This window comes from Pseudoduganella sp. LjRoot289 (genome assembly GCF_964252925.1).
Taxonomy (GTDB): domain Bacteria; phylum Pseudomonadota; class Gammaproteobacteria; order Burkholderiales; family Burkholderiaceae_D; genus Rugamonas.
This window is the reverse complement of sequence record NZ_CAXUPN020000001.1, coordinates 610,539-631,967: the sequence shown is the minus strand read 5'-3', so window position 1 is coordinate 631,967 and position 21,429 is coordinate 610,539. Positions and strand designations below refer to the sequence as shown.

Annotated in this window: 20 protein-coding genes and 2 tRNA genes; 11 read left to right on the top strand and 11 right to left on the bottom strand. The window is 63.3% G+C overall.

Annotation, left to right across the window (positions count from 1 at the left end; translation table 11 throughout):
* From ACSQ8Y_RS02780 to ACSQ8Y_RS02755, 6 genes are all read left to right on the top strand, one after another.
* Positions 1-330: a helix-turn-helix domain-containing protein gene (locus ACSQ8Y_RS02780; RefSeq protein ID WP_436264939.1), complete on the top strand. Its 330-nt coding sequence runs from the start codon at positions 1-3 to the stop codon at positions 328-330.
* A gap of 91 nt (positions 331-421) precedes the next feature.
* Positions 422-1,354, top strand: a complete 933-nt coding sequence (locus ACSQ8Y_RS02775) for a family 2A encapsulin nanocompartment shell protein (protein ID WP_436264938.1) — start codon at positions 422-424, stop codon at positions 1,352-1,354.
* A gap of 9 nt (positions 1,355-1,363) precedes the next feature.
* Complete coding sequence (locus ACSQ8Y_RS02770; RefSeq protein WP_436264937.1) at positions 1,364-3,433, top strand: family 2A encapsulin nanocompartment cargo protein cysteine desulfurase; 2,070 nt, start codon at positions 1,364-1,366, stop codon at positions 3,431-3,433.
* 99 nt (positions 3,434-3,532) lie between these two features.
* Positions 3,533-3,829: a DUF1778 domain-containing protein gene (locus ACSQ8Y_RS02765; RefSeq protein WP_436264936.1), complete on the top strand. Its 297-nt coding sequence runs from the start codon at positions 3,533-3,535 to the stop codon at positions 3,827-3,829.
* Positions 3,830-4,348: a GNAT family N-acetyltransferase gene (locus ACSQ8Y_RS02760; protein ID WP_436264935.1), complete on the top strand. Its 519-nt coding sequence runs from the start codon at positions 3,830-3,832 to the stop codon at positions 4,346-4,348.
* Between the two features lie 35 nt (positions 4,349-4,383).
* Positions 4,384-4,506: a hypothetical protein gene (locus ACSQ8Y_RS02755; protein WP_436264934.1), complete on the top strand. Its 123-nt coding sequence runs from the start codon at positions 4,384-4,386 to the stop codon at positions 4,504-4,506.
* A gap of 150 nt (positions 4,507-4,656) precedes the next feature.
* On the opposite strand, the gene udk is transcribed toward ACSQ8Y_RS02755, so the two are convergent.
* A complete protein-coding gene (gene udk / locus ACSQ8Y_RS02750) occupies positions 4,657-5,298 on the bottom strand; it encodes a uridine kinase (protein ID WP_436264933.1) in 642 nt (213 codons plus the stop codon).
* A 218-nt stretch (positions 5,299-5,516) separates the two neighbouring features.
* Positions 5,517-6,539 carry a GlxA family transcriptional regulator gene (locus tag ACSQ8Y_RS02745; RefSeq protein WP_436264932.1) on the bottom strand — a complete coding sequence of 341 codons (1,023 nt, stop codon included), beginning with the start codon at positions 6,537-6,539 and terminating at the stop codon, positions 5,517-5,519.
* 82 nt (positions 6,540-6,621) lie between these two features.
* On the opposite strand from ACSQ8Y_RS02745, the gene ACSQ8Y_RS02740 reads away from it, so the two are divergent.
* From ACSQ8Y_RS02740 to ACSQ8Y_RS02730, 3 genes are all read left to right on the top strand, one after another.
* Positions 6,622-7,218: a DJ-1/PfpI family protein gene (locus tag ACSQ8Y_RS02740; protein ID WP_436264931.1), complete on the top strand. Its 597-nt coding sequence runs from the start codon at positions 6,622-6,624 to the stop codon at positions 7,216-7,218.
* A gap of 713 nt (positions 7,219-7,931) precedes the next feature.
* The gene (locus ACSQ8Y_RS02735; RefSeq protein WP_436264930.1) at positions 7,932-8,210 is read left to right on the top strand and encodes a hypothetical protein; all 279 of its coding nucleotides are present in this window, start codon (positions 7,932-7,934) and stop codon (positions 8,208-8,210) included.
* 502 nt (positions 8,211-8,712) lie between these two features.
* On the top strand, positions 8,713-9,114 hold the full coding sequence (locus ACSQ8Y_RS02730; protein ID WP_436264929.1) for a VOC family protein: 402 nt from the start codon (positions 8,713-8,715) through the stop codon (positions 9,112-9,114).
* 273 nt (positions 9,115-9,387) lie between these two features.
* Here ACSQ8Y_RS02730 and ACSQ8Y_RS02725 read toward each other — a convergent pair.
* From ACSQ8Y_RS02725 to ACSQ8Y_RS02690, 8 genes are all read right to left on the bottom strand, one after another.
* Positions 9,388-9,463: transfer RNA gene (locus ACSQ8Y_RS02725), tRNA-Asn, on the bottom strand.
* Between the two features lie 89 nt (positions 9,464-9,552).
* Positions 9,553-11,775, bottom strand: coding sequence for a TonB-dependent receptor (locus tag ACSQ8Y_RS02720; RefSeq protein WP_436264928.1), 2,223 nt, complete (start codon positions 11,773-11,775; stop codon positions 9,553-9,555).
* 168 nt (positions 11,776-11,943) lie between these two features.
* Positions 11,944-15,360: a DUF748 domain-containing protein gene (locus ACSQ8Y_RS02715; RefSeq protein ID WP_436264927.1), complete on the bottom strand. Its 3,417-nt coding sequence runs from the start codon at positions 15,358-15,360 to the stop codon at positions 11,944-11,946.
* A 134-nt stretch (positions 15,361-15,494) separates the two neighbouring features.
* The gene (locus ACSQ8Y_RS02710; RefSeq protein WP_436264926.1) at positions 15,495-16,187 is read right to left on the bottom strand and encodes a DUF3334 family protein; all 693 of its coding nucleotides are present in this window, start codon (positions 16,185-16,187) and stop codon (positions 15,495-15,497) included.
* Positions 16,188-16,366: 179 nt separating this feature from the next.
* Positions 16,367-16,442: transfer RNA gene (locus ACSQ8Y_RS02705), tRNA-Asn, on the bottom strand.
* A gap of 173 nt (positions 16,443-16,615) precedes the next feature.
* Positions 16,616-17,008 carry a nuclear transport factor 2 family protein gene (locus ACSQ8Y_RS02700; RefSeq protein ID WP_436264925.1) on the bottom strand — a complete coding sequence of 131 codons (393 nt, stop codon included), beginning with the start codon at positions 17,006-17,008 and terminating at the stop codon, positions 16,616-16,618.
* A 14-nt stretch (positions 17,009-17,022) separates the two neighbouring features.
* Entirely contained in the window at positions 17,023-17,823 is an 801-nt protein-coding gene (locus tag ACSQ8Y_RS02695) for a LytR/AlgR family response regulator transcription factor (protein WP_436264924.1), read from the bottom strand.
* A gap of 17 nt (positions 17,824-17,840) precedes the next feature.
* Positions 17,841-18,893: a sensor histidine kinase gene (locus tag ACSQ8Y_RS02690; protein WP_436264923.1), complete on the bottom strand. Its 1,053-nt coding sequence runs from the start codon at positions 18,891-18,893 to the stop codon at positions 17,841-17,843.
* Positions 18,894-19,072: 179 nt separating this feature from the next.
* On the opposite strand from ACSQ8Y_RS02690, the gene ACSQ8Y_RS02685 reads away from it, so the two are divergent.
* Positions 19,073-19,678, top strand: coding sequence for a TetR/AcrR family transcriptional regulator (locus ACSQ8Y_RS02685; protein ID WP_436264922.1), 606 nt, complete (start codon positions 19,073-19,075; stop codon positions 19,676-19,678).
* Between the two features lie 23 nt (positions 19,679-19,701).
* Complete coding sequence (locus ACSQ8Y_RS02680) at positions 19,702-20,565, top strand: alpha/beta hydrolase family protein (protein WP_436264921.1); 864 nt, start codon at positions 19,702-19,704, stop codon at positions 20,563-20,565.
* 3 nt (positions 20,566-20,568) lie between these two features.
* On the opposite strand, the gene ACSQ8Y_RS02675 is transcribed toward ACSQ8Y_RS02680, so the two are convergent.
* Positions 20,569-21,315 (bottom strand): hypothetical protein, encoded by a 747-nt coding sequence (locus ACSQ8Y_RS02675; RefSeq protein WP_436264920.1) that lies wholly within the window; start codon positions 21,313-21,315, stop codon positions 20,569-20,571.
* Positions 21,316-21,429: the final 114 nt, after the last annotated feature.

Here is a 21,429-nt window from a genome sequence, read left to right as displayed (position 1 = left end):
ATGAACACCAAAATCGCCACCGGCCCGCCGGCCGCGCGGCAGGACAGCATCGACAGTGTTCCCAGCCCCCTGGTGCAAAGCTTTGGCATAGGCATACGGCAGTTGCGCAAGGCGCGCGGCTGGTCACAGGAACGACTGGCGGAGAACTCCAACCTGAACCGTTCCTACATTGGCGAGATCGAACGCGGCTGCGTCATCGCCTCGCTGGCGACGGTCGAGAAACTGGCCATCGCCCTGAAGCTGACGCCGTCCGCCCTGCTCACACGAGGCGAAGCGATCCGGCAAATGCATTTGCACCGGGGCGCGCAATTGATGGCTATAGCATGTTGAGCCGTCGACGCCGAGACCGCACACTGCGCGCACCTTGACGTAGCTGGCTACTTAGCACCTACCTACTTAACTTAACTGAATTGGAGTCACGATGTCGGCAACAGTTGGCGCAACCACAGCGCTGGGCGATAACGCAGCAAGACAACTAGCGAATGCAACCAAGACCGCTCCCCAGCTGGAGACCATCAGCCCGCGCTGGCTGACGCATCTGCTGCAATGGGTGCCGGTGGAAGCGGGCATCTACCGCCTCAACAAGGTCAAGAACCCGGAAGCGATCAAGGTCACGTGCACCGCGCGCCAGGAAGAGAACCAGCTGCCGCGCACCTATGTGGACTACGAGGAGCATCCGCGCGAGTACTACCTCAACGCCGTCTCCACCGTGCTGGACGTGCACACGCGGGTCTCGGACCTGTACAGCAGCCCGCACGACCAGATCAAGGAACAGCTGCGCCTGACCATCGAGACCATCAAGGAAAACCAGGAAAGCGAACTGATTAACAATCCCGACTACGGCCTGCTGGCGCAAGTCACGGACGAACAGCGCATCTTCCCGCTGACAGGCGCGCCCACGCCGGACGACCTGGACGAACTGCTGACCAAGGTCTGGAAGGAACCGGCGTTCTTCCTCACGCACCCGCTGGCGATTGCCGCCTTTGGCCGCGAGGCAACCCGCCGTGGCACGCCGCCGCCAACCGTCAGCCTGTTCGGTTCGCAGTTCATCACCTGGCGCGGCATCCCGCTGATCCCGTCCGACAAGGTGCCCGTGGCCGACGGCAAGAGCAAGATCCTGCTGCTGCGCGTGGGCGACAAGCGCCAGGGCGTGGTCGGCCTGTTCCAGCCCGGCCTGCCGGGCGAACAAAGCCCCGGCTTGTCGGTGCGTTTCATGGGCATCAACAACCAGGCGATTTCGTCCTACCTGATCTCCCTGTATTGCTCGCTGGCCGTGCTGACCACCGACGCGCTGGCCGTGCTTGACGACGTCGAAATCGGCAAATACCACGACTATCCCGACACCTACAAATAAAGCCGCGACGTGAACCCACTTTCGCCCTCCCCTTCCCTGCCGGCGGCGCCGTTCGCCGGCCTTCCAGAGCCGTCGGGCGCGCCGTTCGATCCTGCCGTGCTGGCGCGCCTGGCGACGGAGTTCTTCGCCGCGCCGCCGTTCGCGCCGCGCGGCGTCCAGGCGCCGGGCAATATCGCGCCGGCCGGTTCGCCGCTGGCCAGCCCGGCCGGGTTTGGCCCTTCCGTGCCCGGCACGCCGATACCGCAAGGACAACTCCCCGGCACCAATCTGATACCCGCTTCGCCCACCCAGGTGCTGTCGCTGGCCAACCGCGCGCCGGCACTGGCGCCGTCCGCGCCGGCCGGCAACGGCGTGCCGGACAAGATCCACGGCGCCATCCCTGCGTACGAACCGCGCAGCGGCGGCGCCTTGCTGGGCGTACCGCAAGCGTCGGACGCGGCGCGACCGCAATCCAACGGCTCGCCGTATTACTTCCTGAACGACGCCCACGGCCATCCGGACGCGGCCCCGGGCGCCAACGCGCCCAAGCCGTCCGCGCCATCCGCGCAAGCGGTGCCATCCGTACCGACGGTGCCAACGATGCCAACGGTGCCATCGGTACCAACGGTGCCATCGGTGCCATCCGCGCCATCGGTGCCATCAGTGCCATCCGCGCCGTCGTTCGCATCGCCAGCCGCGCCGCCTTTCACGTCCCCGGCTACCCAGCGGGCACCGGCCTCGGCCCCGCCAACAGCCGCGTCGCCATCGCCGCAGTACTATTTTGTCGACTCGGTGGTACTGACCAGCGGCTACGTCACGCCGGCAAAACCCGCGCCGCATGACGGCGTGCCGCTGGCCGGCAGCAAGCGCCATCCGCCGTTCGACGTGCACGCCGTGCGGCGCGACTTCCCTATCCTTCAGGAGCGCGTCAACGGCCGCCAACTGGTCTGGTTCGACAATGCCGCCACCACGCACAAGCCGCAGTCCGTCATCGACCGCATCAGTTATTTCTACGAACACGAAAACTCGAACATCCATCGCGCCGCGCACGAACTGGCTGCGCGCGCCACCGACGCCTACGAAGGCGCGCGCGAGCGCGTGCGGCGCTTCCTGAACGCGCCGGATGTCAACGAAGTCATTTTCGTGCGAGGCACGACCGAAGCGATCAACCTGGTGGCCAAGAGCTGGGGCGCACAGCATGTCGGCGAAGGCGACGAGATCATCGTCTCCCATCTCGAACACCACGCCAACATCGTACCCTGGCAGCAGCTGGCCGCCGCCAAGGGTGCGAAGCTGCGCGTGATACCGGTGGACGACACCGGCCAAGTCCTGCTCGACGAATACTGCAAACTGCTCAACGACCGCACGAAAATCGTCGCCGTCACGCAGGTTTCCAACGCCCTCGGCACCGTCACCCCGGTGAAGGAAATCATCGCGCTGGCCCATCGCGCAGGCGCCCGTGTGCTGGTCGATGGCGCCCAGTCGGTGTCGCACATGCGCGTCGACGTGCAGGACCTGGACGCCGACTTCTTCGTCTTCTCCGGCCACAAACTATTCGGCCCAACGGGCATCGGCGTGGTCTGGGGCAAGCGTGAAGTGCTGGAAGACATGCCGCCGTGGCAAGGCGGCGGCAATATGATTGCCGACGTCACCTTCGACAAAACGGTGTTCCAGCCCATCCCCAACAAGTTCGAGGCCGGTACGGGCAACATCGCCGACGCGGTCGGGCTGGGCGCGGCAATCGATTATATCGACAGGATAGGCATCGAAACCATCGCCCGCTACGAGCACGAGCTGCTGGTCTACGGCATGCAGCAGCTGGGACAGATCAAGGGCGTGCGCCTGATCGGCACCGCGGCAGACAAAGCCAGCGTCATGTCTTTCGTACTGCAAGGCTACAGCACGGCGGAAGTCGGCCACGCCTTGAACGAGGAAGGCATCGCCGTGCGCACGGGCCATCACTGCGCCCAGCCGATACTGCGCCGCTTCGGCGTCGAAACGACAGTGCGGCCCTCGCTGGCGTTCTACAACACCTTCGACGAGATAGACCGGCTGGTGACTGTTGTCAAGAAACTGTCCGCGCAACGCCAGCCAGTCTGAGACAAGTCCAGCCACACCGCACCATGGAACAATCAGGATGAGCTTGATTCGTCCGTACAAACGGCGTACATTTATAGAAAGGAATTGGAGGACACCGTTATGCTGGACGCACGCAAAATGCAGGACAAAGCACGCAATGCGCGGCTGGAAGCGCGCGTGTCCAGCGACCAGAAGGACCTCTTTCAGCGCGCCGCCACGCTATCCGGGCAGACCCTGAGCGAATTCGTGATCGACAGCACACAGAAGGCAGCCGCTAAAGTCGTCCAGGAGCATGACCTGATCCGCTTATCGCGCGAGGAGCAAATAGCCTTTGTCTCGGCGTTGCTCACCCCGTCGGAACCTGGTTCCCGGCTACGTCAAGCCGCTGATAGCTATCGCAAAAAATCGGGGCTGTGATTGCCGCTTATTCTAGCGCCCAGCTACATCGTCCCACTTGAAAAAGGACATGACCGCCATGCCTTCAATTGTGGAAACGAAGATTTAAATCGCTATCTGAAACAGCAAGCGCGGCAAGATGCTGAAAAGTTTGTCGCTGCGTCTTTCGTCCTGATCGAACCCGATGCGCCTGTGGTTCGGGGCTACTACACCCTCTCTTCGTCGCTCATTCCTCTGGACGAGCTGCCTGCGGAACTGTCCAGTAAGCTGCCGCGGTACGGCTCTTTGCCAGTGACACTGCTTGGCCGTTTGGCACGCGACAAAACCATTCCCGACAAGGGAATCGGGGCATTTTTACTACTCGACGCCTTGTATCGTAGCCTGCAACAGGCACAACAAATCGCCTCGATGGCGGTAATTGTGGATGCAAAGGACGAAGAGGCCGAACAGTTCTACAAGCATTTTGATTTCAGCCCATTCCAGACGACACCCCGCCGCCTGTTCCTGCCGATGAAGAAAATCGAGCAGCTGTTCTCCTGAACCTGGGCGGCTCCAGTTAAGAACTGAGCGTGGTGATGGAACACTTCCTGGCCCAGAAAACGCTGACGCGCTACGCGCTCCATCTGCAGGATTTTGGCGGCCCGGTCGGGTTCCGCATCGCCGACCGCATACTGGCCTTCACGCCCGGCAAGGCGTGATCCGCTAACTGGCCCTGCAACGCAAAAAGCCCAGGCTGTGAAGCTTGGGCTTTACGCTTGCTGCCGTGCTCCGGCTCGCCCGGTTCGGCTACCTATGCCCGCGATCTCACACAGGCATAGGCGCAGCTCGCCGGGCAAAGTCAGGGGCGGTCAGGGCCGCTTCAACTGGCCGATAACGCTCGCCACTTTGGTAGTAATCATATCGACTGCCGGGCCATTTGCGCCGTGCGGAATAATGACATCGGCGTTGCGCTTGGTCGGCTCGATGAATTGCTTGTGCATCGGGCGCACGGTTTCCAGATATTGGCCGACGACGCTCTCCACCGAGCGGCCGCGTTCGGTAATATCTCTTTGCATGCGGCGGATGAAGCGAATGTCGGAGGCCGTGTCGACAAAGATCTTCAGCGACATCATGTCGCACAAGTCCGCGTCATACAAGGCAAACAGGCCCTCGATCACGATAACCGGGGCCGGCTTGACCGGAATGGTCCTGTCGGAGCGGTTGTCGAGCGTGAAGTCATACTCCGGCATCTCGATCGCTTCGCCATTGCGCAAGGCCTGGACGTGCTGCACCAGCAAAGGCCAGTCGAAAGCCTGCGGATGGTCGTAATTCTGCTTGCGGCGGACTTCAGGGGTGAGATGGGATTGGTCGCAGTAGTAATCGTCCTGCATCACGACCGAGACCATATCAGCGCCAAACGACGCCAGCACTTGTTGGGACACCGTTGACTTGCCACTGCCGCTTCCGCCAGCGACACCAATGACAAACGGTTGGAAAGAAATCTTATTCATGCAGAATGATACCGGAACCGCGGCCGAACCGGCTACGGCCGGCGTTTGAAAAATGGGTGTGAAACGCAAAAAGCCCAAACCGTGAAGGCTGGGCTTTTTGCTTGCTGCTGTATTCTGTCTCCCCGACCTGGACTCGAACCAGGGACCTGCGGATTAACAGTTCCTCGCTTGAAGCAAGTAACGGCAGTAGCCGACGGCGTACGCGTACGCTTGCCGTATCAGCCAAAGCGCGCCTGGTATTCGCTGGGCACTACGCCCAGCTGCGCGGCGAACGCGCGCCGCAGATTGTATTCGCTGCCAAAGCCGCTTTGGCCGGCGGCCCGCTTGACTGTCATACCGCCCTGCTCGAGCAGCGCGCAGGCGCGCTCCATGCGCAGCCGCAGCAGCAACCGCGCCGGCGACACGCCCGCCTCCTGCTGCAGCTTGCGGTGCAGTGAGCGCACCGAAAGCGCAAACGCGGCGGCCATCTGTTCGACATCGATTGGCTGCTTAAGGCGCGGACGCAACCACGCCGTCAGCTGGCCGTGCAAGCCCTGCGGATCGGCCTGCGCCAGCAATTCGGAGCTGAACTGGCGCTGTCCGCCGGGGCGTTTGAAAAACACCACCATCCGCTTGGCTACGCGCAGCGCAAAGTGGCGGCCCGTGTCCTCGCCGACCAGGCTGAGCGCCAGATCGATGCCGGCGGCGATGCCGGCCGACGTATATATCGGGCCGTCCTTAATATAGATGGCGTCTTCCTGCACGGTGATGGCCGGGAACTGGGCCTGCAGCTGCCCCGCGTCCTGCCAGTGGGTGACAGCGCGGCGCCCGTCCAGCAAGCCACTGCGCGCCATCAGGAAGGCGCCGGTGCACACCGAGCAGCAGCGCGCGACGGCATTCGCCCCGCCACCGGCGTCGGCCACCCAGCGCACGACGTCCGGCGTCAGCGCAGGGCTGCTGCCGTCTTCCAGGCCTCGCCCGCCCACCATGATCAGAGTCGATCCGGCCAGGCGGCCGGTGGGCAGCGGCTCGGTCAGCACGCTTACCCCGGCGGCGGAAGCGATAAGGCCGCCGCCGGGCGACACCATATGTATTGCGTACGGCGCGGCCAGGCCTGCGTCGCGCGCCTCGTCGTTCGCGGTGGAGAACACCTGGGCCGGGCCGGTGGCGTCGAGCAGCGCGAAGCGCGGCAGCACCAGCAGCCACACGTCGATGGCGGGCGCAGGGGTGGAATCCGGGTTGGGATATTGAGCGGCGTGCATATTGGCAGATATTCAACCATCGATGTCACGTGTGTCAAGTGCGCAAATGGGAAGATACCGCCTTTGGTTTCAGGAGGCGCGCATGACCCGCTCCATCGGCATCTATATTTACGACAACGTCGAGGTTCTCGACGCCACCGGTCCTTATGAGGTATTCACCTGCGCCACGCGCGTCAGCGCCAAGGCGAAGCCGGACGCGCCGCCGTTCCGGATCCGCACGATCGGCCGCACGTCGGCCCTGTTGCGCGCACGCGCCGGCCTGACCGTTTTCCCCGAGGCCGACTTCGGCGGCGCCGACATCGACGTGCTGATCGTTCCCGGCGGTGTCATCGACGCCGAACTGGCCAGGGCCGACGTCACCGCTTGGATCGCCCGCGTCGCCCGCAACTGCGAACTGGTGGGTGCAATCGGCACCGGTGCCTTCCTGCTCACGCAGGCCGGGCTGCTCGACGGCCAGCAGGTGCCAGCGCAGCAGCGGGCGGCCGGGGCGCCCCCCCACGCGTTTCCCGAGTTGCGGATAGAAGGTAAGCAGCGCCTGGTCGACAATGGAGCCATCGTCGCCGCTGGCGGTGTCACGGCCGGCGTCGACCTGTCGCTGCAACTGGTCGAGCGGCTGGCGGGGCGCGAGCTGGCGCTCGCCACCGCGCGCCACATGGACTACGACTGGGGTCAGCCATGAAAACGTCCGTTCCGCACCACTTCTCTAGCGTTTTGCTCCACGCATAACTGCTCAGGCTGGGGGCAAGAGTACCAGTACGACCTGCACTTATCCAAAAACCCCGCCCTGAAAACGCAAAAAGCCCAACCGGTTAAGGCTGGGCTCTACGCTTGCTGCTGTGTTCTGGCTCCCCGACATGGACTCGAACCAGGGACCTGCGGATTAACAATTCGGCGACCTACCAAGTCAAGCTAGCCTTGTTGTCTAGGCCCCTACCCGCACTCAAAGATTTCGAGTGGGCTGAACTGCGAAATGCGCAGCTCTGCGATCGTCCGCGTGTATCCCCGCCCCCATGGGGCCTGGACAATATGCGTACATTCCCCTCCTGCAACATGCTATCTTGCCAACGACTGCCGCCGACCAACTCCAGGGCACCTCGAATAACCGCCAACTTGTCATTCCCGCGCACGCGGGAATCCATACATCAGCTGCAAGGAGCTGGCCTATGGATTCCCGCTTTCGCGGGAATGACAGGTATTTCGAGGTGCCCTCCATTCATTCGGCGATCCCTGTCGTCTGCCAACTGACCGTCAGCCACGTCTCAAGTGGCGTTCTACGTGGCGCGTGAACTTAGCTGGGGCAGGATCAAAATATCGTAGCGGGAATGATCGGAGGGGAGCATGATCTAAGCAAGGGCCGCAAACTGGCTGCGGACGGTTTAGGAGTGAATCGGCATGACAACCAGGATCACTGTAGCCGCTGACCACGCCAGGATCGGCGATATGATTTACAACGGGCTTGGCACTGGCAAACACCCGACCTACGCTTGGGAAGCTATCACCCAGGTCAATTCACTGGATGGGCTGATTCAACTGATCACGGGCCGTCTCGACGGCCCCCACGGTGAATTCTGGTTCGAGCCGGACGAATCAGTTGTCGTGGTTCGCCGCCCGCCGATAGAGCCCAAACCAGCTACCGCGGAGACTAATAGCCAGCGGGCTCACAGGCATTAGGGCAGGCTTTAATCCTTGGTGGCGGTTACATGATGGCCCATTGGCGCCACCCAATACGCGGGCTGCGCCGGTGTCAACTGCGGAAGCGGACGATCAAAAGAAGCGCTCGGTTGCTGAGTCCAGCTGGCAAATCAAGGAGGAGTAACAGTTGAAGATGGTCATGCTGTACCCTGGTTCAGCTCTTTTTACAGGGGCAGCGAGTTTCGACTGGGCTAGCCCAACAGTAGGAAGTACCCACCGTTTCCTCCTGTTTCTCGCGCAAAGTGATGGCGTCCCAGATCACGATGCGAAGGGCGCAACATCGGTGTCGAGAGCCTGACAGATCCAAACATGGCAGCTTTTTCGACCGCACTACGAAGGTGCATTCACCGAAGGAAGCTCGCTCGTCTGGTACCCATAACGGCCCATGGCCCGGAATGGGATGACAGCAAGCGGCCGGGAGCAGACCTTCGCTGACGAATGGCAGCGTCACAACCCGACCATAATGGAAGCACAATAGACGATGAGCTTGTCATTTCACATTGACTACAATGGCGAGTGCGAAGAGGCATTCAATTTTTATGCGGCGCATCTCGGAGGTAGGATCGGCACGATGCTCAAGGTCGCAGATTCACCGATTCCGGCATCAAAGACGCGTCCGGGACGCCACATCGTTCATGCAAATATCTGCATCGATGGGGTCGAGCTGGCCGGTGCCGACGTTGAAGCACATAACTACAAGCGGCCGACAGGCTTCTATGTGTTGCTCGGTGTCGATTCGGAAGAGAAAGTCGATTCTTACTTCAGTGCGCTACAAACCAATGGGCAGGTGATCCTGGCGCCGCAGCGGACTTTCTGGTCTCCCCGCTATGCGATTGTGATCGATAGGTTTGGCCTACCTTGGAAGATCAATCGCGGAACTTGACAAGGTCCGCTTCGGGGCGAGAACGGAAGTTCCCGATAAATCAGATCGAGAATCAAGTAGTTGCTGACGGACAGTTTGCCCCTGCCCGCTTGTTCTGCTCAGCATCCACGGTCTCGCCAGCCGCCGCCCTGTGCCACGCTAACCCTGCCTTAGGGGCAGGCCATCCCATCGCACGCCAGCCTCACCACGGCCCACTTTGCGCAAATAAACAGGCATCTGAAACGCAAAAAGCCCAACCGTTTAAGGCTGGGCTCTACGCTTGCTACTTTGTTCTGGCTCCCCGACCTGGACTCGAACCAGGGACCTGCGGATTAACAGTCCGTCGCTCTACCAACTGAGCTATCAGGGAAAAGAGGCCACATTATAGTGAGCCTTTTTCAGGCTGTCCAGATCCGGCGAACAAAAATTCCCGCCTTACCCGGACAGCCGTGGGACGCCTTAGAAGCCGCCCTTGAACTGCACGCCCCACTGGCGCGGCTCGTTGATGAAGCCGGTCAGGTTGTTGAAGTCGATGGCGCCAGTGACGCGCTGGGTGTCGGTGATGTTGCGGCCGAACGCTGCCACCTCATACTTGCCGCCCGCCCAGTTGTAACCCACGCGCACGCCGCCTTCGGTCAGCGCCTTGCCGGTGAATTCCTTGGCTTCGTACAGGAAGAAGTTCACCTTGCTGCGGTAGGACCAGTCGGTCAGCACGAACAGGTTGCCTTCGGCCAGCGGCCAGTTGTAGCGCGCGCTGGCGTTGAAGATCCACTTCGGCGCCTGCGGCAGCGCATTGCCGTCGATCAGGACGCGGCCTGCGGCGTTGAACGGATCGGTCACGGTGCACTGGCCGCATTTGTTCACCGACAGCGACGGGTCGTTGATCTCGGTGAAGTTGTACGAACCGCTCAGCGCCACCTTGAACTGGTTGGTGATGAAGCCTTCGATCTCGCCCTCGACGCCGTGGCCCTTGGTCTTGGCGGCGTTAATCAGCTTGTTGACGTTGGAGTTGCCGCCTACGACGGTCAGCTGCTGGTTCTTCACGTCGTACTGGTACACGCTCAGCGCGGCGCGGGCGCGGCGGTTGAACAGGTCGGCCTTGATGCCCGCCTCCACCGAGGTGATGGTCTCGGCGTCGGCCACGGTGATCGGCACGGCGGTCGACGCGGCGGCGATACTCGGCGCGCGGAAACCGGTTGCCAGGCGGCCGTAGACACTGACGTCCTTGTTCAGCGCGTAGGTGCCGCTCAGGTCCCAGTTGATCTTGTCCTTGCTGGTGTCGACCGATTTCGGGCCGGTCAGCGTGGTGCCGATGGTCTCCAGCGTGGCGAATTCCTTGTCGTCCTTGGTGTAGCGCAGGCCGCCGCGCACGGTGAACGCGTCGGAGACGGCGTAGTTCACCGAACCGAAGGCCGCCCAGGCGGTGTTCTTCTGCTGGCTGGTCACGCGGGTGGTGCGCGCGCCGGCGACGTTGAAGTTGTCGGTGGAGCCGGTGGCGTCTTCATTGAAATAGTACACGCCTGCCTGCCAGTTCAGCGGGCCGGCGTTCTTCGACTCGACGCGGAACTCTTGCGAGTACTGCTTCAGGTCGGGAATGCTGCCGGCGGTCTCCACCTGGAACGGCACTTTCGGGAAGTCGGCGGGGCTGCCGCCGTCGATGTCGCCACGGCTCAGGTATTTGTTCACGGCCTCGTAACCGGTGATCGAGTACAGCTTCACGGCGCCCAGGTCCCAGCTCAGGCGCACGTTGGCGCCGCTGGTTTTCAGGTTCTGGAAGTTCTGGCCGTTGGTGTAGATCTTCTCGGCGTCGAAACCGTCAACCAGCTCGTTCGTGCCCTTCTTGATGATGTTGGCGCGGAACAGGCGCGAGCTGCCGGTGGTCACGCGCTGGTGCACATTGAACAGCGCGTTGAAGTCGGCGTTCGGCTTATACAGCACTTGCACGCGCTCGGCGTGCTCGTTGTAGCCTTCCATCGAATCTTCTTCTTTGGTGAAGGCGTTCGAGACGTAGTCGTCGCGGTGCTGGCGCAGCGCCGATACGCGCATGGCCCATTCCTGCGACAGCGGGATGTTGACCGCGCCTTCTGCGTTGATGGTGCCGTGGCTGGCGTAGGACAGGTTGTAATAGCCTTCCATGCCCTTCAGGCTAGGCTTGGCCGATTCGAATTTGACCACGCCGGCCGGGGTGTTGCGGCCGAACAGGGTGCCCTGTGGACCGCGCAGCACTTCCACGCCTGCCAGGTCGAACATCGGGTAGCCCTTGAGGATAGGGTTTTCCTGCACCACGTCGTCGTAGATCAGCGAGACGGGCTGCGATGCGAAGGTGCTGAAGTCGGCGTTGCCGTAGCCACGGATGTAGAAGCGCGGGAACACGCGGCCGGTCGACGATTCCACGTTCAGGCTAGGCACTTTGCCGGCCAGTACGCGGATGTCCTGCCCGCCGGACAGGATCACGTCCAGTTTTTCATCCTTCAGCGCGGAGACCGACACCGGCACATCGCGGATGTTTTCGGTGCGGCGCTGGGCGGTGACGGTGACCGTCTCCAGCTGGCCGGCTTGCGCCTGCTGCGCATCGGCCTGGGCTTGCGCCATCGCGGAGCCGGTCGGCACCAGGGCGCTCAGGGCCAGCATGGCGCCGCTGGTGCGGGAAAAACGCTTCTGCATCTTGGACATCTTCATCATTCACATTCCTGTTTGGGTAAGTGCGTGGTTGAAATGCAAAAGGCCGCGCTAGTGGCGCGGCCTCAACATCTTGCATTGAAAGTTCGCGGATTATATAGGCTCTATGTCGAAGCGAACAACATTTTTTTCATGATGTGTGTTATATGAAATTTGAATCATTGGGCAACATCATCGCAGCGCAAAGTCCACACCGCAGAATGAAGGCGAGGTTTTGGAGGTCACGATGAATATGCGCTCGGCCGGCACCAGGCCGGTCGTCGTCAGCCACTCCTTCGCGGCCTGCGCCCGCCGGCTGCCCAGCGCCAGCACATCCTCGCCGGTGACGGTGGAATTGGCCAGCATCAGCTGCTCCATTTCCTCCCGCGTCAGCGACTTGTGCAGACCGAGCGCGTTCTTCGGCTTGGCGAAGGTCTCTTCCTTGAACGCGCGCGCCAGCAGCGCGGCATATTCCTCTTTGGCGACCGCCACGCCGCCCTCCGGCACCGCACCGCGCACCTGCAGGTCGCGTGTTTTCAGCTGGCGCACCTTGCGCTCGATGGCCACCAGCTTCAACGCCTCCAGATCGGCGGCAGGATCGACACGGCCGGTGATGTCGAGCTTCAGGCCGGGGCGTTCGGTCAGCGCCTTGGACAGGGACTTGAGGCGCGATTCGCTGGCCGGCAGGATCGCCGCGTGGCCCGCGTCGAAGTCCAGCTTGGACAGCTCCTCGCCGCCGCCGAACAAGGAGCCGATCAGCGCGAACGGCGCGGTCACGGTCTTGACGATGGCGTTGCCGATGATTTTCATGATGATGCCGCCCACCGAAAACTCGGGATCGTCCAGCGAACCGCCGATCGGCACGTTGATGTCGATCACGCCATTGCGGTCGCTCAGCAGCGCCACCGCCAAGCCCACCGGCAGCTTGGTCGCATCCGGATTGGTGCTCTCGCTGCCGAAGGTAAGCTGGTCCAGCACCAGGCGGTTCTCGGCCTTCAGGGCGCGGTTCTCCAGCTGATAGGCCACCTCGAAGGTCAGCTTGCCCTTTTCGATGCCGTAGCCGACGTATTTATCCGCGTAAGTGGACAGCTGCGCCAGTTCCATGCCGCGCACCTCGGCCTTCAGGTCCAGCGACAAGTCGCGCTTCAGTGGATTGACGCGGCCTGCGATCAGCAGCGGCGCGCTATTGACCTCGCCGCGTAGCGCCACGGCGGCGTTGCTGTTCGGGTCCGACGACAGCCCGGTCACCGTGCCGCCTATGCTTTTCAGGTTCGCGGTGTAGTTGGGCTTGATGAAGTTGTCGGTGAAGCGCACGCGCCCGCCCGACAGCACAAGCTGGCCGATGCGGATGGGCGGCAGCGGGGCCGCGTCGGCCGGCGGCGCGGCTGGTGTGGCTGCGTTTACAGCGACAGCGCTGGCTGATTTGGCTGAGCTTGCAGGCGCAGCGGCCATCGCAGCGGTGGAAGCTGCAGGACGGTTGCCGGAGCCGGTTGGCGCAACGGCGACAGGTGCTACAGGTGCTACAGGTGCAACTTGTGCCACCTGTGCGACTGATGCCGCCTTGGCCGCCTTGGCCGCCTTGGCTTGGGCAATCGCGGCCTGCGCGCGCGAGCCGGCTTCGGTCAGGCTGCGGTCTTCGTTCGCGGCGCTGCGCTTGATGTCCTGCACGTTCAGGCGACCGGTCGGATCGATGATCACGCGCGCGAAGAAGTCGGTCAACGCCACCTTGTCCACGCTCATGCCGAATGGCTGCAGCTTGACGTCCATGCCGCCGAAAGACAGCGCTTTCCAGCTCAGGAAATCGTTGGAGCTGGATTTGTCGACCGTGGCCAGGTTGTTCACGCTGGCGTCACCCTTGAAGCCCCCCTTCAGCGCGCCGTCGCCGCCCTCCTCCAGCAGCAGCTTACCCCTGGTGCTCGCGGCGGCTTGCGTGAAGCGCAGGTTGACGTAATCGGTGGCGTAAGGCTGCAACGGCAGCAGGCCGATATTCTTCAGGTCCAGCGCCAGGTCGGCATTGAACGGCGCCAGGCCCAGCGTGCCAGCGACGGCGAGCTGGCCGGTCTTGTTCACGGTCGCTTTCAGATCCAGCTTGCTGCGGCTGGCGGGCGCGCTCGACACCTGCCGCAGCGCCAGGCTCACCGGAGACAACGCGAAGATGGCCGCCTCCCCATGGCTGCGGTCCTCCACGCGCAGCGACCAATCCTGGATGTCGACCTGCCCGACTGTGACCAGATATGGCGCATCTTCCTGCGCGGTTTTCGACACCCTGGCGGCGGTCTTGGCCGGCTCCGGGACATCCGTCCGCTTGCCCTGCGTGAAGGCGATGGCGGTGCCGGTGGACGCCACCGAGCCGATGGCCACGGTCTTCTTGCCCGTATCGGCCACGATGTCGCGGACCGAGAGCGCGAACTTTTCAATATCCGCCTTGGTAGCCGCTTGTGGCGTATCGTCGGCGTAGCGCAGCGTGGCGTTACTGACGGCCAGCTCCTTCAGCGACACCTGCGGCGCCGATACCGAAGCTTGCTGCGCCGGCGCGGCGGGCGCTGCGGGCTTGGCTGCTTTGGCGGCGGCCGTCTTCGACGCATCCGCGTCCGGCGCTTGCGGCGCCATCAACTGGCTGAAATTCAGCACGCCCTTGCGGTCGCGCGCCACGTTCACGTCCAGCCCGTCGAAGGCCACGCGCGCGATGTCGTAGCGGCCCGCGAAGATATCGAGGCTGCCCAGCTTCACGTCCAGCGCGGCCAGTTTCAGCAAAGGCTTGCCGTCCGCCTGCGTCAGCTCCAGCTTCTTCAGGCTGGCCTCGCCGCCGATCAGCAAGGCCGCAGCCTTGCCCTTGGGCTGCACAAAGCTGGCGGTCAACCGGGTGCTCAGGCGCGCGCCCGGCAGCTTGAAATTCGGCTTGGACGGCAGGTACTCAAGGTAGCGCGGCAGATCGACCGCGTCCAGGTTCAAGTCCAGCGCGACATCCTTGGCCTCGCCGAAGGGGCGCGCCTTGCCCTTCAGGAGTAGTGGCGCGCCGTTGACTGTCGCTGCCAGCAGCGGCTCGACGAAGACCTGCACATCGGCGGGCATCGAGGAAACGAAGGGCACGCCCAGCTTCAGCCCTTCCACCGTGTGGATGGCATGCGCGGGCTGGTCCTCGAACGCAATGCGGCCGCCTTCGAGCTGGATATTGTTCACCGCATAGCGCGCCGGTTCCGGCGACGGCGGCTGGCTGGCGATCAAGGCCAGGATGTCGTCGATGCTGTACTCGTTGGCGCCGTTGCGCACCAGGTGCACATAGGGCTGCTCCAGCCGTACCTGCTGCACCACCGGCGCCAGGCGCCACAAGGACTCCCCCGCCAGGTCCAGGGCCAAGCTGTCGAAGCTGGCGAAGACGGCACCGCCTTGCGGCTCCATCATTTTGAGGCCATGGATATTGAGCGCCAGCGTGAAGGGATTGAACTCCACCTTCTCGATGGTGAGCTGGCGGTGCAGCTTCTCGGCCGCCAGTTGCTGCGCCTGGCTTTTGACGATGGCGGGCAAAGCGAGGAAACCGATCCCGGCGTATAGCGCCACGGCGCCGGCGACAACGGCCGGCACCACGCGGATTAATGTTCTTTTTTTCATAGAGGGTACGCAATTCCAGGGAAAACACCTTGAATATTAGTCAATCCACGGGTTTCTGAATAGTTTGGTCAGGCCGAAAACGATTCGAGCTGCCCACAGGCAGCTCGAATCCCCAAGTCCCCAGCGGTTTCCGCTTACATGCCCAGCGAGCGCATCAACTCATCGTTGTCGTCGACTTCGGGCACGGCGGCGGCGGCCGCATCGGCCGCCTGGTTGGCGTGTTCCATGTCCATCAGGGCGTCCGGATCGGCTTCCTCGTGCGGGTCGAACTCGTGCAGGCGGATGAATTCCGTGCGGTCGATCGCCAGCTCCAGGTAGAACACATTGTTCTTCTCGGTGTAGAACGACACGCGGCGCATTTCGGGCCGGTCCAGCGGCGTATCCACGTTCAGCATCACCTGCTTGGTCAGCACCAGCATTTTCGGCTGGTTCTGCGTGATATTGGTCTGCAGTTCGCGGCGGATCTTGCCGGTGAAATCGCCGACGATCTGGTTCATCAACTCGCCCAGGATGTTCGACACCTCGTCGGACGTGTGTGAACCGGCCAGTTCCGACTTCGGCATGCCCATGTGCAGCATGTAGCGCTCGTAGAGCTCCATCGCCGTCTCCTTGGCGAAATTCAGCACTACCAGACCGCTGAAACCGCCGTCGAACAGCACGAAACAGCCGATGTCGGGCTTCAGGCCGACTTTGGTAATCCGCTGCACCATCGCAGAGTAGTGCACCTTGCTTTGCGTTGCGATGTTCAGAACGCGCGTCACCGAGTCGCATAAACTCGTCAACAGGTCTTCCGTTCCGTATACAACGCGGTTGTTTTCCGTGGTCATGCTCTTCCCCTATTTTGAATACTTTTCTTATCCGCCAACGCGATTACCCTAGAGAATACTGAAGCGCTATTCTCCCGTCCACCTGATTCAGCCATTCCTGGGCAATTGTCTCTAAACAGGCCCCGGGAACGCAAAAAGCCCAACCGGTAAGGGCTGGGCTTTCGCTTACAACTAAATTCTGGCTCCCCGACCTGGACTCGAACCAGGGACCTGCGGATTAACAGTCCGTCGCTCTACCAACTGAGCTATCAGGGAATTGAGGCCCGAATTATATACGCGGGATTTCGAATTGACCAGAGCCTGGTGAAAAAATCCCGCACGGCGGTGAAAACATGGCAAAAAGACACCAGGCCGTGAAAAAATAAAGCATAGTCCGCACGTCGCCGTGGCGACGGTGCGGTACGCGTTCTGAGCCGTGGCGGCCAGTGCTAGACCGCTGGCGGCGCAAGCACCGCGCTACTGTGCGCCACCGCCAGCTGCCAAGCGCCATTCCCGGCGCGGCGCCACACGCGCGTGAAACGCAAGTCGGCCACGAACGCGGCTCCTTCGTACGAACCATCGAGCAGAATGCGGGTCGACGTTACCGGCACATCGCTGCTTCCCCTCAGCGTCATTTCGGAACTGTCAACCGCGCGGAATTTCAGGGCGCCGGAACGGTGCATGGCCAGATCGGCGGCCTTGCTCCACAGTTGTCCCATGTGGTTGGTAAAGAGCAGATCGTCCGCCAGCAGCTGGTCCAGTTCTTCGGTGTCGGATGCCAGCATGGCCAGCCGGAGCCGTTCTTCCACGCCGCTGATTTGTTGGGTGATTTCTGGGTTCATGCCTGTCCTTCCGGTTACATTTGTCGGAATAAGTGCGCGTACAAGGGACTGACGCGCACGCGTTCGGGGCGCTGCCTGAGGGCCAGGGTCAGCTTGCCGGCTTCATCGCGCGCGGCGCTCAGCACGCAGGCGGAATTGACGATAGTGCCACGGTGGACTTGCCAGAACAGGCTGTCGTCCAGTTGCGGCAGCAGTTCCTTGAGACTCATGCGTATAAGCGCCTCGCCGTCGGCCGTGACGACGTTGACGTATTTGTCCAGCGACTCGAAATACACCACGTCGCCGACCGGTATCATGCGCACCTGGTTGCCAACCGCCGCGCGTATGACTGCAAGCCGCTCGGCCGCCGGCGCGGACGCTGCGGCGGGCAAACCGGGCAGCAGCGCGCGCATCTGGCCCAGCAGCGCCTCCAGTCCGCCGCTGGCGCCGGGCGCGGCCAGCCGCGCCTTCAGACGCTCGATGGTCTTGCCGAAGCGCGCATCGCTGATCGGTTTCAGCACGTAGTCCGCCGCTTCGCGCTCGAAGGCCTGCACCGCATATTCCTCGTACGCGGTGACGAACACGATCTGCGGGAACGGTGTCGCGCCGCCCCACTGTTCGGCCAGGTCCTCGGCCGCCTCCAGCCCGGTCTTGCCGGGCATTTTGATATCCAGGAACAGCACTTCCGGCCGCAAGGCCAGCGCTTTTTCCACCGCGTCGGCGCCGTGGGGGCAGGTGGCCACCACCACGGCTTCGGGCCACAGCCGCCGCAGCGCGTGCGCCAGCGTGGCGGCGAGGATAGGTTCGTCTTCGGCGATCAGTACTTGTATGGTCATGGCAATTGAAGAAAAAGTCATGCGGGAAGGGTGATGCGGGCGATGGCGCCATGCGGCGCTGCGGCTTCCAGTGTCAACGCGGCGCGCCCGCCGTAGATCGCTTGCAGGCGCTCGCGCGTGTTGGCCAGGCCGACGCTGGTGCCGGCTTTGCCGGGCTCCGCGTCCAGGCCACGGCCGCTATCCTGCACCGTCAGCGCCAGCAAGCCGTCGCGCAGGCACGCGCCGACCGCAAGGTGGCCGCCTTCTATCTTGGGTTCAAGACCGTGCGCGATGGCGTTCTCCACCAGCGGCTGCAGCAGCATGGGCGGCACAGCCAACCCGCGCAGCCCGGCCGGCAGGTCGAGCGCGTAGCTCAGACGCTCGCCCATGCGGATGCGCATCAGCCCCAGATAGGCGTCCATCAGCGCGAACTCCTGCGCCAGCGTGGTGCTCTCGGCGCGCGACGACGTGAGCGTGGCGCGCAAGTATTGGATCAGCTGCTCCAGCATGTCCTGTGCGCGCGGCGGGTCGATGGCGATCAGGCCTTGCAGGTTGGCCAGGGTGTTGAACAGCATATGCGGCTCGATCTGCGCCTGCAGCGATTGCAGTTGCGCTTGCAGCGCCTGGCGCGCCACGGTCTCGGTGCGGGCGCGCTCCACCGCCAGCGCCGCCTCGGCGCGCAGCGCGCGGTCGCGGCCGGCGAAAAACACCGTGGCCGCGCCCGCCGCCAGCAGCGTAAACACCATCAGTCCCGCCGACGTGCCATCGTCGAGCGGCCCCATGTCGGCCACCGGATAGCCCATCAGCCAGCCGCCCAGCCGCATGCCCAGCACTTGCGCGAGCGGCACGGAAACGGCGACAACGAGCAGGAATTTGAACCAGTGCGGCCGGGCGCCCTCGCCCCACATCGCCAGCCGCGCGCCGTCGATCAGCAGCAGCGCGATGGTGCCGATACAGGCCGAAATCAGCCAGTTGGACAGGAAGCCGCCGCTGAACTTGAACACATAGGTGGTGATCAAGCCGCACACCAGGTTCAGCACCTGCGTGTACATGCAGTCGATGGCCAGGCGGCGGAACGGGAAGTTGAACATGGCGGCGCAATAGGGAAACGATGGGGCATTGTCCCCATCCATTGCGCGATTGGCAACTACAAAACGACGGAACTGCCCTGCAAGGGCGCGAAAGTGCTTGCCGATGGCGCGAAACGGGCCGGTACCGGCCATGCAGATGACGCTTGACTAGAATTAAATTCTAGAACAATATTCTAGCCATGAATGCCATCAAGCCAACCATCGACCGCAAGTCGGCCATCCTGTCCGCCGCCCTCGCCGTTTTCTCGGAAAAAGGCATCGCAGCGGCGACCATCGACGACATCCGCCAGCGCAGCCAGGCATCGGTGGGCAGCATCTACCACCACTTCGGCACCAAGGAAGGCATCGCCGCCGCGCTCTTCATGCAGGGCCTGGACGACTACTGGACGCAGCTCATCGAACGCACGCGCGAAGCGGCAGACGCGGAACGCGCCATCCGCGCGATGATAGAAACCCACCTGGTCTGGGTCACCAGCCATCCCGAGCTGGCGCGCTTCCTGTTCTCGCGGCGGCAAGCGGTCGCCCCCGAGCACGACCACGCCGTGCGCGCGCAAACGGCGGGCTATTTCAAAACGCTGCTCGATTTGCTCAAACCCTGGTTCAAGCAAGGCATCCTGCGCCGCCTGCCGGCCGAGCTTTACGGCCCGCTGCTGCTGGGCCCCGCGCAGGAACTGGCGCGCCACTGGCTGAGCGGCCGCGTCACCATCGACCCGCGCGTGGCCATCGACGAACTGGCGGGCGCCGCGTGGCGCAGCCTGGCCGCCGATCCCTCGCGCAGCTGGTAACCATCCCTCCCAGGAGCATCCGCATGATACGCACCCGCCTCACGCTGCAAGCCCACGACGGCCACGCGCTGACCGCCTACTGCCACGCGCCGCAAGGGCCCACGCGCGCGGACGTGGTGATCGCGCCGGCGATGGCCGTGCCGCAGTCCTTCTACGCGGACTTCTCGGCCTTCCTGGCGCGCCTGGGCTACCGGGTCTGGACCTTCGACTACCGGGGCATGGGCGAGTCGCGCTACGATTCCATGCGCGGCTGCAAAGCGGACATTTCGGACTGGGTGGCGCAAGACTTCGACGCGGTGGTGCAGCACGCGAGCCAGACGCCGGAGCGCTTGCCGATCTTCGTGCTGGGCCACAGCCTGGGCGGGCAGACCGCGCCGCTGCTGCCGTCCGTGGCGCGGCTGGCGGGGCTGGTCAACATCGCGGTCGGCAGCGGCGCGACCCGCCACAACCAGCCCGGCGTGCGGCGCCAGGCGCCCCTGCTGTGGTACGTGCTGACGCCGCTGCTGTGCCGCCTGTTCGGCTACTTCCCCGGCAAGCGGGTCGGCATCATCGGCGACATTCCGCGCCGCGCCATGCTGCAATGGCGGCGCTGGTGCCTGACCCCGGACTATCTGCTGAGCGCCGAACCCGGCGCGCGCGACGCCTACGCCCGCGCGCAATACCCGGTGCTGGGCCTGACCTTCAGCGACGACGAACTGCTGCTCGAAGCCGGCTCGCGCATGCTGCACGACGCCTACACGGACGCGGAAGTCGACTACCGCGTCATCAACCCGCAGCAATTCAAGCTGCGCCGCATCGGCCACTTCGGCTTCTTCAAACCCAGTCAGGAAGCCGTGCTGTGGCCTCTGGTCAGCGACTGGCTCAACCAGCGCTGCGCAGCCGCGTAAGCCCTATTCGTATACCGTGCCGACCGCCAAAGGCTTGCTGCGGGTGAGGAATTCGCCTTGCTCGGGCCAGTCGGCAAAGCGGTAAACGGCGACCTGGTAATTGCCCATGGTGGGATTTTCAAACGGGTAGCCGCGCTCGGCAAGCAGCGGCGTCAGTTTGCCGGCCGCGTCCCTATGCACCACGTCGGGCGGGGCGCCGTCCAGCGCATACACGAACTTCACGCCCACGCACTTCTTGCCGATGAGCCGCAGGCGGTAGCCGGACTCGCGCTGCGCGCCCAAAAGCTGCTCGCACGCGGCGCGCAGGCTGGCGGCGCTGTAGACGCCATCCTCGCGCTCGCGGATGGAATAGCGCCCGCTGAACTGGTAATGGCCCTTCCGGCGGTTCAGGCGCAGCACGGCGTCCTCGTCGTAAGCCTGCTTCAGCATCGGCAAGGTGGCGCGGCCAAGCGCATCCACCGGTATCGCCACGCTCACGGTCTCCCCGGCCAGCTGCAACTGCAGGCCGTCCATCGGCAATTCGGGATCCTTGGGCCGGATCTGCATGTGCGCCTGGATCAAAGGACGCGTTTTCAGATAGGGCGCGAAAAAGCGCGCGGCCTTGTACGCGTGGCGGTAGCTATGCCATTCCGCGTCGCGCTGCGCCGGCACCAGCACCTGGGTCGGCGCTTCCTCCGCCGGCGCCGGTAGCGGCAATGCCAGCGCCAGCGGCAACGCCACAGATCCCATCATCTTCACGTTCAAAAGCATCCCTTTGCGTAGCTATCGGCCCGGCCGCGATTCTACGGCATCGCACGCCGCCGCCCATGTGCCGGAAGTCAGGTGGCATGACTTTCGGCACTTTGTCACGCAAGTCCGCTGAAG